Origin of the sequence: Streptomyces sp. NPDC096013 (assembly GCF_044763565.1) — a bacterium.
Taxonomy (GTDB): Bacteria; Actinomycetota; Actinomycetes; order Streptomycetales; family Streptomycetaceae; genus Streptomyces.
Window position 1 is genome coordinate 120,839 of the sequence record NZ_JBIWGK010000012.1, and the last position, 13,376, is coordinate 134,214.

At 69.1% G+C, this 13,376-nt stretch carries 9 protein-coding genes and 1 pseudogene; 4 read left to right on the top strand and 6 right to left on the bottom strand.

The features are described 5' to 3' along the window. Window positions 1-462: 462 nt before the first annotated feature. Window positions 463-4,170: an FAD-binding protein gene (locus ACIRB1_RS33610; protein ID WP_403468050.1), complete on the top strand. Its 3,708-nt coding sequence runs from the start codon at window positions 463-465 to the stop codon at window positions 4,168-4,170. Between the two features lie 330 nt (window positions 4,171-4,500). On the opposite strand, the gene ACIRB1_RS33615 is transcribed toward ACIRB1_RS33610, so the two are convergent. Together ACIRB1_RS33615 and ACIRB1_RS33620 are read right to left on the bottom strand one after the other, a co-directional pair. Then, window positions 4,501-5,073 (bottom strand): hypothetical protein, encoded by a 573-nt coding sequence (locus ACIRB1_RS33615; RefSeq protein ID WP_403468051.1) that lies wholly within the window; start codon window positions 5,071-5,073, stop codon window positions 4,501-4,503. Next, entirely contained in the window at window positions 5,073-7,628 is a 2,556-nt protein-coding gene (locus tag ACIRB1_RS33620) for a type II toxin-antitoxin system prevent-host-death family antitoxin (RefSeq protein ID WP_403468052.1), read from the bottom strand. Before ACIRB1_RS33620 ends, ACIRB1_RS33615 begins: the two co-directional genes overlap by 1 nt. A 567-nt stretch (window positions 7,629-8,195) precedes the next feature. Between ACIRB1_RS33620 and ACIRB1_RS33625 the strand changes: the two genes are divergently transcribed. Both ACIRB1_RS33625 and ACIRB1_RS33630 read left to right on the top strand, forming a co-directional pair. Next, entirely contained in the window at window positions 8,196-8,522 is a 327-nt protein-coding gene (locus tag ACIRB1_RS33625) for a hypothetical protein (protein WP_403468053.1), read from the top strand. A 167-nt stretch (window positions 8,523-8,689) separates the two neighbouring features. After that, complete coding sequence (locus tag ACIRB1_RS33630) at window positions 8,690-9,067, top strand: hypothetical protein (RefSeq protein WP_403468054.1); 378 nt, start codon at window positions 8,690-8,692, stop codon at window positions 9,065-9,067. Window positions 9,068-9,486: 419 nt separating this feature from the next. On the opposite strand, the gene ACIRB1_RS33635 is transcribed toward ACIRB1_RS33630, so the two are convergent. Then, window positions 9,487-9,675, bottom strand: coding sequence for a hypothetical protein (locus tag ACIRB1_RS33635; protein WP_403468055.1), 189 nt, complete (start codon window positions 9,673-9,675; stop codon window positions 9,487-9,489). A gap of 723 nt (window positions 9,676-10,398) precedes the next feature. On the opposite strand from ACIRB1_RS33635, the gene ACIRB1_RS33640 reads away from it, so the two are divergent. Beyond that, window positions 10,399-10,599: an SDR family oxidoreductase gene (locus ACIRB1_RS33640; RefSeq protein ID WP_403468056.1), complete on the top strand. Its 201-nt coding sequence runs from the start codon at window positions 10,399-10,401 to the stop codon at window positions 10,597-10,599. Between the two features lie 223 nt (window positions 10,600-10,822). Here the strand turns inward: ACIRB1_RS33640 and ACIRB1_RS33645 are convergent. From ACIRB1_RS33645 to ACIRB1_RS33655, 3 genes and pseudogenes are all read right to left on the bottom strand, one after another. Then, window positions 10,823-11,835, bottom strand: a pseudogene (locus ACIRB1_RS33645) (alpha/beta hydrolase). Window positions 11,836-12,153: 318 nt separating this feature from the next. After that, window positions 12,154-12,939 (bottom strand): SDR family oxidoreductase, encoded by a 786-nt coding sequence (locus tag ACIRB1_RS33650; RefSeq protein ID WP_403468191.1) that lies wholly within the window; start codon window positions 12,937-12,939, stop codon window positions 12,154-12,156. 37 nt (window positions 12,940-12,976) lie between these two features. Next, the gene (locus ACIRB1_RS33655) at window positions 12,977-13,339 is read right to left on the bottom strand and encodes a nuclear transport factor 2 family protein (RefSeq protein ID WP_403468057.1); all 363 of its coding nucleotides are present in this window, start codon (window positions 13,337-13,339) and stop codon (window positions 12,977-12,979) included. Between the last annotated feature and the right edge of the window lie 37 nt (window positions 13,340-13,376).

The window sequence follows — 13,376 nt, forward strand, 5'->3', positions numbered from 1 at the left end:
GGAATCCGCTGGAAACTTGCCGGACGCATCGACACTGTCCACCGCCCCAAAACCAAGGCCGCCCCGCCTGCGACCAGCCAACCACCACCAGCATCCGCCGTCACCACCCGTCAAGATCACCAACAGAGTCATGCCGTTGCTTTACGGGTCTGGTCGACCCGCACCTTCCCCGTGTAGTGAGGGCTTTTCGCATCGCGTACCCGCCAGCCGGGGGCGCATGGACGCACTTTTGGTCGTGGGGTACACCACGGTCCGCCCCTGGCCGGGCTGCTCGGAGGGGTCCTTGGATTGCCCCATTCCGGTAGGTTCTCCAGCAATGTTCACACAGAGCACTCAAGCGATAGCCATGTGTAGTCCAGGTTGGGTTGATGCCGAGCGCGAGGCCCGCTCCTGGGCGTCACGGCACGGCCTCGTCCCAGGCGAGGAGGATGCGCGGCGCTGGCGCGGATGGGGCAGGGGCGCATGGCCGGCTGGCTGGCCCCCCGGGCGACCCCGGCCGAGTTGGGCCTTCTCGCGCAGTGGGGTGCCTTCATCGCGTTGGTCGACGACAGCTTTGACCAGCACGGCCAGTCACCGGAACAGGTCCGGGCTGTACTGGACCAACTGCTCGACGTGCTCGGCGCGCCGGACGGGACCAGCTATGCGGGCTCGGCGGTACCCGCGGTGCCCGCGCTCGCGGATCTGTGGGAGCGCACCAGGATCGCGGCCCGGCCGGGGTGGAGGCACCATTTCCTCGCGCTGTACCGGGACTTCGCCGACGCGACGTGCACCGAGATGCGCTTGCGCGCCGCCGGTGAACGGCTCGGGCTCGATGACTACGTGGCATTGCGCCGGCGCACGATCACTGTCTTGCCGCTGCTCGCCGTCATGGAACGGGCCCTGCCGGTGGCGGGTGAACTCGCTGGACTACGGGAAGCCGCCGCCGACATCATCGCCTGGACCAACGATCTACGGTCGGCGCCACGTGAATTCGAGGAAGGCGCGGACAATCTCGTCGGTGTGCTGGCCCGCCACAACCGGTGCAGCCGGTCCCGGGCGGCTTCACTGGCCCGGATCATGCTGGCCGAGCGCATGGGCGATTTCGACCGGGCCGCACACGGCGACCGGGCGGCGCTGATCCGCCGGGTGCGGGACGGATCGCTTGCCTGGCAGCGGGAGACCCACCGCAACCCGGCAGGCGGCGGCATCACCGCCGATGCTCATGAGCGGGGGGTGCGCGCGCTCACACAGCATCTGGCCGTCGCCGTGGATGCGGGCGGCAGCGTGGACGATCGGTGCGGCAGCCGGGTGCTGGAGTCCACACTGCTGCTGGCGCTCTTGCGTGATCTCGGTGTCGAACCCGGCGAGCAGAAGCGGCTCGCCGGGTTCCTGAACAGGCGTCGGCGCGGCGCGAGCCGGGTGGACGCCCTGTTGATCGACGCCTGCCTTGACCCGGCAGGTATGGCCGGTCGTGCGCGGGGAATGGCCGCGGATGTGGCCATGACTGTCAGCGGCGGCACTGTGGGGCGCGGGCGGCTCAAAGCCGTGATGTTGGCGACCGTGCTGCACCTGCTGTGCGGCTCGCCCCTCGACCACGAGGATGCTCCCGCGCCGGTGGGCCCGGAGGGCATCACCACCTTCACCGATGTGCACGTCCTGTCGACCCGTGTCATCCACGCGCACGCCTGCGGCCGTCCACACGCGGTCACCGACACGGAACGGGATCGTCTGGTGTCGCTCTTGTCCTCGGGACGCGACAGGATGCTGTGGGAGGCCAGCGCGACCACCCACCTGCTCGGCCTGCACGCGCTGCGCACTTTCCGGCCCGGCGCGAGGGCGGTCGAAGACGGCGTGCTTCGGCTCTGCCTCGCCATCAACGCCGACGACGGTGTGCCGTTCCTGGACAGCCAGGATCTGTGGCTGACCGCCGTGGCGGGCCTCGCCTTCACCCGCGAGGACACTCTGGCGCCGTTCGTCGCCCGGATGGCTGATCACGTGGCGGCCTGGCAGGCTCCGGACGGGGGCTGGCCGTTCGCCACCGGGATGCAGCAGACCGATGTGGACACCACCACCCGGTGCATGGAGTTTCTGCACGCCGCCGCCCCCGTCCGTCGCCGCCGGACGCTGGAGAAGGCGACCAGGTACCTGACGGAGATCGCAGGCCCGGACGGTGGCTTCCCGACCTGGGTGCACGGAGACTCACCGGACCTGGACATGACCGCCGGAGCGATCCTCGCGCTGGCCCCCGACGCCGCACAGCACGAGCGACTGCTCGCCGGCGCATTGGAGTTCGTCCTGAACGCACAGCTTCCGGACGGATCGTTCGAGCGAAGCTGGACGGTCAGCGAGGCCAGCGCCATCCTCCGCGCCATGGACGCGCTGCACGCCGTCCCGGCATCAACTCCGGATCTCACTGCCCGGATCGTCGCCGCCACCGCCCGGTCAGTAGCCCGCCTGACACAGACGCAGCACCCCGATGGCGGCTGGGGCCAGCACCCCGACGATCCCAGCGACGTACTCTCCACCGCCCAAGCCGTGCCCGTCCTGGCACGGCACGGTGATCCCCTCACCCTCAGCCGGGCGGTTACCTGTCTGCTGCGCCGACAGGACGCCGACGGTGGTTTCACCTCAGTGCCCGACCAGGTGGGCCCGCGCCCGCTGCCGTTCGACTATCCGGTGCTCACGGACATCCACACCCTGTCGGCCCTGCGCAGCGCCCGCATCCCCGCTGCGCCGGTCCGCCGGAAGCCCCGCAGCTCCTCCAGGACGAACTGGTCAGCCCTGGAGGCCGGCATGAACGGTGTGCTGCTCCAACCGGAGCAGGCCGCCTACGAACAAGCCCGACTCCTGGTCAACCAACGCTTCGACGACATCCGCCCCCAGGCCATCGCCTACCCGGCCGACGTAGAGGACGTGGTCGAATGCGTGAACTTCGCCCGGACCGGCCGCGTACCGCTGGCTCTGCGCTCCGGCGGGCACAGCTATGCCGGATACTCCACCGGCCCCGGGCTCGTCCTCGACGTCAGCTCACTCAACGCCACCAGCGTGGGCGGCGGGCGGGCGCTGTTCGGCGCGGGCGTGAAGGGCGGACAGGCTCACCTGGCGCTGGCCGCGGCAGGAGCCGGGCTGCCGCTCGGCCGGTGCCCCACCATCGGCCTGGCCGGGGTCACCCTCGGTGGAGGACTCAGCGCGTTCACCCGAGCATGGGGGCTGGCCTGCGACCACCTGACCGAAGTCGAGATCGTCACCGCCGACGGCCGCGTCCGCCGCGTGCGCCCCGACTCGGCGTCCCAGGACGAGGACCTGTTCTGGGCTCTGTGCGGGGGAGGCGGAGGCAACTTCGGCGCGGTCACCTCTCTGGAGTTCGCCACCGAGGACATCCGTGACCTGAGTTTCACCAGATTCATGGTCACCTGGCCCGCCACCGCGGTCGCGGCCGTCATCCAGGGCTGGACGATCTGGAATGCCGACCCGGTGACGACGCGTGCGGTGTGCTGTGCTTTCGAGCAGCTCAGCGACTCAGGCATGCCCTCCCTGCCCACCGTCACCGGGACCTTCATCGGCACGCCCGGTGAACTCGAGCCGGTGCTGGACCGGTTGGCCGCCGCGGTGGGCCGGCCCGAGACCGGCCGGGTCATCGTCCCCTGTGACTACACGCGGGCCGCGAGCGAAGCGGACCGCTGGGGTGGCGGCACCTTCGGACCCCGGGTCGCCTTCGCGGCCAAGTCGCACATCGTGCGTGAACCCCTCCCTCCGGGTGCGGCAGCCGAGATGGCTGCGGCTCTTGAGCAGCTGCACCGGTTCACCGGCGTGGGCGGGGCCGGCGGCCTGCTCATCGACGCCCTCGGAGGTGCGGTCGACGACCGGCCCCCGAACGCGACCGCCTTCCCCCACCGCTCGGCCGTCGGCGTCGTTCAGTACCACTCCTACTGGCACCAGTTCACCGACCGCACCCACGTCGACCGCAGACTCACCTGGCTGCGTGACATCCACGCCGACATGCACCCTTACCTTGGAACCGGCGGTTACACCAACGGCATGGATCCCGAACTCACTGACTGGGCGGTGGCCTACCACGGCGAGAACTATCCGAGAATGCAGCACGTCAAGGCCGCCTGCGATGCCGAGGAACTGTTCACCTTCCCTCAAGCGGTGACACCAGGGCCGGCCACCGAGCGTGACATCGGGTGATCGAACTCCGCAGACCACAGGTGCCACTCCAGAACCGTGGCGGTGCCGCGGCACTGGGACCAGGTCAACGACCGTCAGCAGGCGCACCATTGACTTCTTGCGGTGGTGGGACGGCACGGGCGGCCGGCGCGAAGCTGGTCCAGGCGGTGCGGGCGGGCAGCGGAGAGATCCGTGCTGCTCGGCTACGGCGCTCAGTGCGTTCCCCCGGTCAAGGCCGCGGCATCGGACTCTTCGACGCGGGCTGACGTCAGCGGGACGGGAGTGAACATCGCCGGTTCCGCACCGGGCGAAAGCGCGATGGGGCCGTAGACCCTGTCAGCACCCGGTGTGTCACCGGAGCTCGACGGAGTACGAGCTGCCGCCGAACTCCCAGCCGTCGGTGCCCGCACCGATGTCGGAGACGATGATCTCGTCGATGAAGAGGTCTTCGAGGTCGTCGTCGCGCAGGTCGCCGGCCAGCCACCGGGTCTCGATGTCGCTCCAGTCGCCACGGCTGGCGTCGATCCGCAGGGGGGCGGCACGGCGGTTGCCGCGTTCGCGTTCGTCCGCGCCGGTCTTGACCAGGCCGCTGATCTCGTACGTGCCGTTCTTGACGGTGTCGGTGAGGGGTTCGGCGGGGACGAAGGCGACGTTCTCGTAGGCGGTGTGGATGAGGTCGCGGTAGCCGCGGCGCACGTTGTACTCGGCGTCCGACAGCCACTTGATGAGGGTGTCGGGGCGGACGTCGAGGCCGGCGGTCTCGAGGGCTTCGTAGCCGCGGCGGGTGCCGGTGAGCTGGCTGAGCTGGGCGTGCCAGTGCTTGGCGGTGTAGGTGGACAGGCGGTGGCGTGGAGTGACCTGGGTGCGCAGGAGGTTGTTGAGGGCGGCGCCGAGGGATCCACCGCGGTCGGTGGGCCCGGCCATCAGTCGTCACCTTCGGGAATGAAGGTGCCGGGCTGGATGAACTTGGCCTTCACTTCACCGAACCCCGTCCCCACCCGGTAGGTGTCGGGCGCCGTCTCGTCGGGGACCCAGAAGATCGCGGCATCCACGTTGCGCAGGGCAATGAGCTGGTGGCCCGCCTGGACGGCCTTGAAGGCGACGGTCCAGTGCCGTACGGAGGCCTCGGCGACCACGCTCATACGCCAGTCCGGCCGCCAGAACGGCGACCGCGACTCCGGCCGCTTGGGCCACAGCAGACGCAGCGCGATCGACAGACGCGTCTTGTAGTTCGTGTACGACTCGCCTCCGCTCTGGAGCAGCTCGGTGCGGGCGTCCTTGGTGGCTTGATAGAACGGCTTGAACAGGGACTCATTGGCCTTGCCGGTCCACGAGTCGTGGATCCTCACCGGATTGGTGAGGTGGCCGTCGCGATGGAGGCGTTCGAGCATCTTGATGTGCGGGGTGGTCACCCAGACACGGCCCTGCTCGTCGGGCCGCTCGGCGAGGCGTCCGAGCGGGTGCGGCATATCCGGGTAAGCCCAGGCCGGGACGGTGATCTGGTAGATACCGGCCTGGCTCTTGTCGAAGACGTCCAGGGGCCCGGTGTGCAGGAGCTTGTTCGGCGCGAGCGGAACCGCGGAACACGCGGAGGGGAAGGAGCCGTTGCGGTCGATCAGGCACATCAGGCCGTCGCCGAACGAGGCGGGCACGTCGAGCTGGTCGCGCCGCACTCGCTTGCCGTTGCGCTCGTGGGCGCGGCGGGTCCTGGTGACGTCGGGGTGGACCCAGCCGGGCTCACCGTCCATGTCCTCACTGATCAACGGCCAGGGCCCGGCCCCACGGTCCTCGGTGCGGATGACCGGGATCGGGTGCATCTTCGACCGCGCCACTGACTCCTTCAGGATCCGCAGGGCCGGGAAGACCGCACCCTCCGGCTCGTCCTGCTCATCACCCGGGACCAGACCGTCATCGTCATCCCGGCGTACCTCATCGGCATCCTCGGCGGCCGTCGCGACCGCGCCCGCAGGAGCGGAAGCAGACCCGGAAGGCTCCTCCGTGGCGGCGGAGGCGATGTAGGCGTGCAGCGCGGCGGCGAGTCGGCGGCCTTCGGCGCTGTCGGGTGTCCGCAGCCCGGCCACGGCCAACTCCGTGAGCGGGGCGTGGAGATCGTCGAGATCCTTCACGTGCGCGCCCGCGAGGGCGCTGCGGAGAGCCGCGAGGAGGCGGGTCGCTTCCGCAGGCAGTCCCTTGACCGCGCCCGAGGTGAACGGCAGGGCCGCCTCGGCGAGTTGGTGGTCGGCCGCGGTGCCCACGGTGTCCGGGAGCGCCTCGGCGGCCTCGTTCGCGCCGGTGGCCGGCGTCGGGGCGGCCGTGGCGGGGGTGGGGCTGGTGTCGAGGAAGCGGGCGTGGGCGAGATCGGGGCACAGGGTGGTGGTGGCGATGGTGCCCAGGTCGCGTTCGGCGACTGTCACGGTCGTCGTCTGCTGGCCCGGCGTGTGGGTGAGGGTGAGGATGACGTCGGCGTCCAGCAGGTTGACGAGGGCCGGGTCGTCGGTGTCCACGACCGCGAGGACCGGCACGTTCTGGCTGCGGGCCAGTTCGCGCAGGACCTGGCTGGCCTTGGGCAGGTGCTCGCCGGAGAGCGGGAGGCGGGGGTTGTGGGCGCGTTGCAGGCGGTCGACGACGACGAGGGCCAGGTCGTCGGCGAGCGGTGCGGTGTCGGCGATGGCCTCGGCGGTCAGGTCGCTGCCGTCGTCGATGAGCAGTGGCGCGTGGCGCAGGCGCTCGACGACCTGCTGCTCGTCCTGGGTGAGGACGTCGGTCCGCAGGCGAGCGTAGTCGCCGCCGGCTTCCGCAGCGATGATGCGGCGCGTGATGTCCGCGCTACTCGGGCCCGAGGCCGCGTACAGGACGCGGGCGCCCCGGGCGAGCGCGGCGCGGGCGGCGGCGAGGCCGATCAGGCTCCCGCCCACCTGCGGTTCGGCCGCGACCAGGACCAGGCGGCCCGGGTGCAGGCCCCCGGTCGCCTCGTCCAGACACGCGAGACCGAACGGCAGGCCGGGCGCCGACCCGGTGGCCAGGACGGCGCCGATGGCATCGCCGAGGGTGGCGAGACGCCGGCCGCGCTCACGGGTGGGAGTGGGTTGAGTGGGCACCGCACCTCCTGCGGTCGCCGTGCCCTCGGGCGCGGCCGTGTCGGGTGAAAGGGCAAGCTCGTTGGGATCGGCAGGGATCAGCACGGCGATCGGCGTACTGTTCCGACGCAGGACCTGAGGCTCTCCCCCGGCCGCCCGGCTGATCAGGGTGCCGAATTCCTTCTGCGCCGCGCTGAGCGGCCAGACGGGAAACGCGCCGGCCTTCCTGGCCGCCGGGAACCGGTCCAGCGGAGCCAGCAGAACACGCTCCACCCCCTTGTTGACCAACTTGTGGATCAGCGTGGTGACACCGTCGTGCTGGGCGGCCTTGACCAAGCCGTAGAGATCCCTGCGGGCGTCACTGGCCGATGTCGGCTCCCCTGCCTGAGGCGGCTGACCCACTTATCCTCCCCGGTACTCAACTCCCCCGCAGAGTAACAGCACTAACACCGACGAACATCCGAACTCACACATTGGATGTGCCTATTTCACTCATCCGGCACCTCGATGGGTGGGTGAAGCGGCCAGGTCCCTCCGTGGAACCCGTGAGACACGGAGGCCGGGCCCCATCGTCCCAGCCCCGGCCTCCGCTCACTTCGCCCGCGGGGAGGCAATGTCCCTCCGCCCGACGACCCACCGGTGCCAGGCAGAGATGGCGGAAGAGTAGGTCGGGCTCGTCCGCGGTGCTCGCCGCAGGGTGCTCCAAAAAGGCGGGGCGAGCCTGTCCCGGCCTTCACCTCGTACAGGTGTGGAATTAGAGCTCCGTATGACGCCGTCTGGGATGTCTCGTCGCATGGTCGAAGCGACACTTCGACGAGGGTCGAAAACATGGCGGCGGACAGGTCTTCGCGGGAAGTATGCCGTAGGTAGCGGATCGACCAACCGCTGCGACTCGTCATGGGGGTTGGAGCTTGATGACCACGCGAAACAGGGGGGACGCGGCGTGATCACGGCCGTTGCAGCGGGCTTGTGCGCAGTCCCACTGTCGCACTCACCACGGGACCAGCAACCGCCGCAAACGGCCCGCGTACGACGACCGGCACTGAGGCGCAGCACAGTCCGGCTGGACCGCTGAAGTACGGACACTTCACCGGCGAAGACGACATCCACAGTGCGCCAGGGGTCGGCACCTCGATCGCGGGGGTCGGCTACAGCGACGACTGCCTCGACTACAACAGCAGTGTGCTGAAGGAGTGGGTGACGTGCCCTGACGGCGGGTCGCGTGTCTGGTGGAACACCACCGACGAGGACACGCGCGCGACCGGCTGGATCTCCGACTGCCACCTCAGCCACTAAACAGCTACTAAAGCAGAACCCGACGCGGGAACTTCGCCCAGAAGGCCTCATGCGTCGGCCTGGCCAGCCCGCGCCCGCGCTTCCGGCCGACCTCCAAGCGGGCAACAGCAAACCCGTCAACTCGAAACTCCGCCTGCGATGACGCAGGCGGCCCATGAGGGGGAAACATGCGCAAGGTGATGAGTGCCGCCGCCGCGTTCGCGACCGCGGCCACGGCAGTGGTGGCGATGAGCGGCGCCGCACAGGCCGCGCCCGCCGGCGACTCCACGGTGTACGGATGCAGGTCCGGCAACGTGTGTATCTGGCCCGAGGGCGTCGAACCCTTCAACAACCCGCACCCGACGGTCCAGTACTCCAGCTACGGCTACCACAACCTCAGCAACCAGTACGGCGACCACTGGGTCCTCAACAACCAGTACGGCGACGCCTCCGCCAGCCTCTGCTACAACTACGGCGGCACCAACTGCTACGAGACCCTCTACCAGGACGACTGGACCTACGAGAACCTCACGCCCATCAACTCCATCACCCTCAACCGGCCCTAGCGCACCCTTCACCACGGGGAACGACCGCCTGGCCACCCCGCACCCACGCCCCGTCGGCGACGCGTGGGTGCGGGCACTGGAGACACTGTGGCAGCGCATGACTGCCCTGGCCGATGTCGACAGCCGACGCCCTACGACCCCGGCCGGACATCCAGGGCAGCGAGCGGGTGAGAGCCACGACAAACTCCGCACCGGAGCCATCGCACACCATGTGGTGAGGCAGCAGGGACGCCTTGCGCAAGCCTGCGCTCGCCGTCGTGCCCGCGGCCTTCGCTGCCCTCGTACCTCTAACCGTGGCCGCACCCATGCCCTGCGAGACCAGCAAGACCCCCGCGGCCGTCACCCACAACCCCTCCACGGCACCCAGCGACATCAGCACGGTCACCATGCGGTGACCGACCTCGACCTCGCCCGATGCCTCAGTCGCCGGCCTGCTCGCCTTCCGGTCGCTCATTCACGTCCCCGACGAAGCAGTGCCCGCGGTCTTCGGCCACTTCCGGCGCGCGCTGCGTCCCGGCGGACCACTCCTGCTCGGCTTCCACGTCGGCGACGGGTCGAGACTGAAGACGCAGCGCTACGGCGGCCACCCGATGAACGTCCACGTTCACCGCCGCCAGCCTGACCACGTGGCGGCCTGGCTACGCGATGCCTGGCTCACCGTCGAGGCCCACATACTGATCGACCCCGACGACAGCGTTCCAGGCGCGGTCCTCTTCGCACGACATCAGCCCTAGCCACGCTAGCGGTCAGGTTGCTACCGACCGCACGGCGAAATCGGACCACATCCGACAGCCTCCGGCACGCTCGCCTGCGATCACACCAGTGAGGTCCCTGGCCTACCCCCCGTCTCAGCGGTCGTGGTGGCTAGCCGCGCGCTTTCACGAGTTGAGGCGCCGAGACTTGATCAAATTAAGGAGAAAGTGCTCCTGAACTGCAACGATGGGGCTTGTCCAGAGTCCTGTTGGCTGCACGGAAAGAAGCACTCTCCAGGTGAAGAAGTGTGTCGCGCCGTACCCGTGTGTTCACATCGACGGCGGCGACCGGACGGTCGTCTCGCAGGCCGGGACGTGCTGCTGGTCGAGACCTACACAAGGCCGACTTGGACGCCGCGATATCAGCGGCGCCGACGCCGTGGCGGAAACCTCGTGCCGTGTACGACCCGGGCCAAGAGAATCTTCTTGACGTCGACGGGCGGCACCAAAAGCGTGGTCGGCCCACTCCCTTCGCCTCGGATGCCCCGCCGCCCCTCACCTGTGCCCACATCCGCCGCGCGGCGCGAAGATGGCGGTCGCCATGGAGTTCAGTGATCGCGACTTCCGGGCAACGGGGTCATGCCGGGCTCGATCGACACTCACATGCTCCAAACCCTCTCGACGGAGACCCTGAGCCACTTCCCGCAGACCCTGCCGATGACGCGGCGCGGCGCGGTAGAGGAGAACGCGAACGTCACCGCATTCCTGCTCTCCGACGAGGCGCCCTGTGTCTGGGAGGCGAGTGTGCCGGTCGCCGCCGACTGGCACGCGACTTCCTGAGCGACACACGCCGCAGCGCCGGGCCGCGGACACCCATCCTGGGTATCCCAGAGGGTGAAGTCCAGGACGGCCCCAACGGCGCCGAGCACCGCAGCCACACCGAGCAGAACACCGCGATCGCCAGATACGTACGCCGGCACAACGCCCCAGCCGAGCCGAAGGCGAACTCCGCGACCGTCTCACCGATCCGGACCTGGACCGATTACCTGGCCGAGGCCGCGTGTCAGACCAAGAGCTGACGGCGCAGCCAGGCCGCTCGGGCGGCGATGGCGTCCTGCGAAATCACGGCATGAGGGACCACGACGTCGAACCCGTGGAACCCACCCGGCCACACGTGCAGTTCGAGGCGGCCGCCCGCCTGCCATATGCGGCTTGCGTAGGCGACGTCCTCGTCCCGGAACGTTTCGGCCGACCCGACGTCGATGAACGTGGACGGCAGACCGGAGAGGTCTGCCGCGCGGGAAGGCGCAGCGTACGGGGACACGTCCGGTCCTCCGCGCACGCCGTCGCCGAGGAGCGCGTTCCTCCGGTCTCGTTCGAGGAGCTGTCCCAGATACCGATGCCGCGCATCTGCTGGGCAGAGGGCGAGTCGTTGCGGTCGTCAAGCATCGGCGAGAGGAGCAGCTGGGCCAGGATTGCCGGGCCGTTGCGATCGCGTGCCATCAAGGTGACACCTGCCGCGAGGCCGCCGCCGGCGCTCGCGCCGCCGACGACGATGCGTTCAGGGTCGATGTTGAGTTCGTGGGCGTGATCCGACACCCACACCAGGCCCGCGTAGCAATCCTCGACGGGACCCGGATGGGGTGTCTCGGGTGCGAGCCGGTACTCGACCGAGACCACGGCCATGCCCATCGGCTCGGCCAGGTTCAACATCTCGACCAAGCCGAACCGGTTGACTCCGACGATCATGCCGCCGCCGTGGATGTGGTAGATCGTCGCGATCGGGGTCGCCGCGTGCTTCGGGAGACAGATCAGCAGCGCGATTTCCGGTTCCCCGTCCGGCCCTGGCACCACGCGCTCCTCGACGCTGTAGGTGTCACCGCGCAGGAGGACCCCGTCGGTCGGGGTCTCCACGCCGGGGACGGGCTTGCGCATCTCAGCGATGTGGTCCAAACGGTAGGCGTCGGGGGAGCGCAGGCTGGTCAGGATCTCAAGGACGGCAGCGAGCTCCGAGTCGAAGGGCGGGGGCGGTCCGACCGGTTGGGCGGATGACTGGTCCGTGATTTGGGTGGTCACGTGTTCTCCTTGCGGTAGTCGACTGGGTGTCTGCCTGCCCCAGCTCACGGGTCATCGACAGGTGTCACGGGGCCGATGCGGCACGCCCCCTAGTGGTCAACCCGGGCACTCGCACACGCCATCTGGTGGCCCGCAGCCGATCTGCAGACGCGCGGTGCCGTCTCGACGACCAGACGAGCGCCGAGACGCGCGACGGCGTCGTCGTCGTCGCGCGTCTCGGCGCTGCCGAGCAGCGTCTGAGAGTCCTCCTTGTGAAGGAGGGGGTTCCGCCGTCGGATCGAGCTGTTCGCGAGTGGCTACTCGGAGCCGGTGCCCCACTCAGACGGTCGGGACGGTGCCGCCGTCGATCACGTACTCGGCGCCTACGATGGCCGAGGCGCGGTCCGAGACCAGGAACCCGACCAGGTCCGCGATCTCCTCGGTGTTGGCGAATCGTCCCAGGGGCACTCCTCCGAGGGAGTCGTAGATGGTCTGCTTGGCTGCTTCACGTGTGAGTCCGTTGCCCTCGGCGATCCGGTCCACGAATTCTTCGTAGGCTTCGGTCTCGATTCCGCCGGGGCTGATTGCGTTGACCCGTACGCCGCGCGGTGCGAGTTCGTTGGCAAGTCCCTTGCTGTATGTACGCAGCCCGGCCTTCGCCGTTGCGTACGCCAAGGACGCGTCATGCAGGGGCAGCTCACGCTGGATCGAGGTGAAATGCAGCACCACGCCCGACCCGGACGCGATCATTGCCGGGAGTAGAGCTCGATCCAGCCGCACCGCTCCAAGGAGGTTGAGGTTCAGCTCGGTGAGCCACTGGTCATCGGTGATCACCGCGAATCCACCGGCCGGCGTCGACGTCCCTCCGACGACGTGCACCAGGATGTCGAGGGCGCCGGCCTCCGCGATTCGGGCGGCCACGGCATCAGTGCCTTCGATCGTCAACAGGTCCGCTTCGATGAATCGGTCAGGGTGCTCGTACCCGTCGGGCATCGTTCGCGCCGTCACGTACACGTCGGCTCCCATCTCTCGCAGTCTCTCTACGACGGCCTTGCCCGAGCCCTTCGAACCGCCCGTGACCAGCGCCCGGCGACCGTCGAGACGATCGCGATCTGAACTAGACATCTTCTCTCCACTCAAGATCGAGGTGGCGTGGGTTCGGTCAGGCTGGGTGGTTGGCGATGACGAGTTCGGCGACGAGGTCGTCCCGCAGCGCGAACCGGTAGTCGAGCTCGGCGACGCCCCCCGGGAAGGTGCCCTCGAGCCGCACGGTGACCACCCAGTGGGCGTCATCGACGCGGTGAGCGCCGATCTGCTCGGTCGTGTATTCGAACTCGGACCCGGCGTCCCGCAGGAACGCGTAGGTCTCCTCTCGGCCGCGGAAGGTCTCGTCCTGGTCGACGATCACCGCATCCTCGGTGAGGAACGACGACGCGGTGTCGGCGTCGCGGACGATGTGGGCCGCGAAGAACTCGCGCACGGTGGTCGGGAGCAGATCGGACGGAAGATCGGTGTGCTGTGTCATGAGCCCACCGTGTGGCCTCACGGCGCGGGAGGGTCAA

What these genes read in the sequence shown, in the direction of transcription:
- ACIRB1_RS33610 (WP_403468050.1), top strand. Translation starts at nt 463, where the DNA reads ATGGCCGGCTGGCTGGCCCCCCGGGCGACCCCGGCCGAGTTGGGCCTT.
- ACIRB1_RS33615 (WP_403468051.1), bottom strand. Translation starts at nt 5,073, where the DNA reads ATGGCCGGGCCCACCGACCGCGGTGGATCCCTCGGCGCCGCCCTCAAC.
- ACIRB1_RS33630 (WP_403468054.1), top strand. Translation starts at nt 8,690, where the DNA reads ATGCGCAAGGTGATGAGTGCCGCCGCCGCGTTCGCGACCGCGGCCACG.
- ACIRB1_RS33640 (WP_403468056.1), top strand. Translation starts at nt 10,399, where the DNA reads ATGCCGGGCTCGATCGACACTCACATGCTCCAAACCCTCTCGACGGAG.
- ACIRB1_RS33650 (WP_403468191.1), bottom strand. Translation starts at nt 12,939, where the DNA reads ATGTCTAGTTCAGATCGCGATCGTCTCGACGGTCGCCGGGCGCTGGTC.
- ACIRB1_RS33655 (WP_403468057.1), bottom strand. Translation starts at nt 13,339, where the DNA reads ATGACACAGCACACCGATCTTCCGTCCGATCTGCTCCCGACCACCGTG.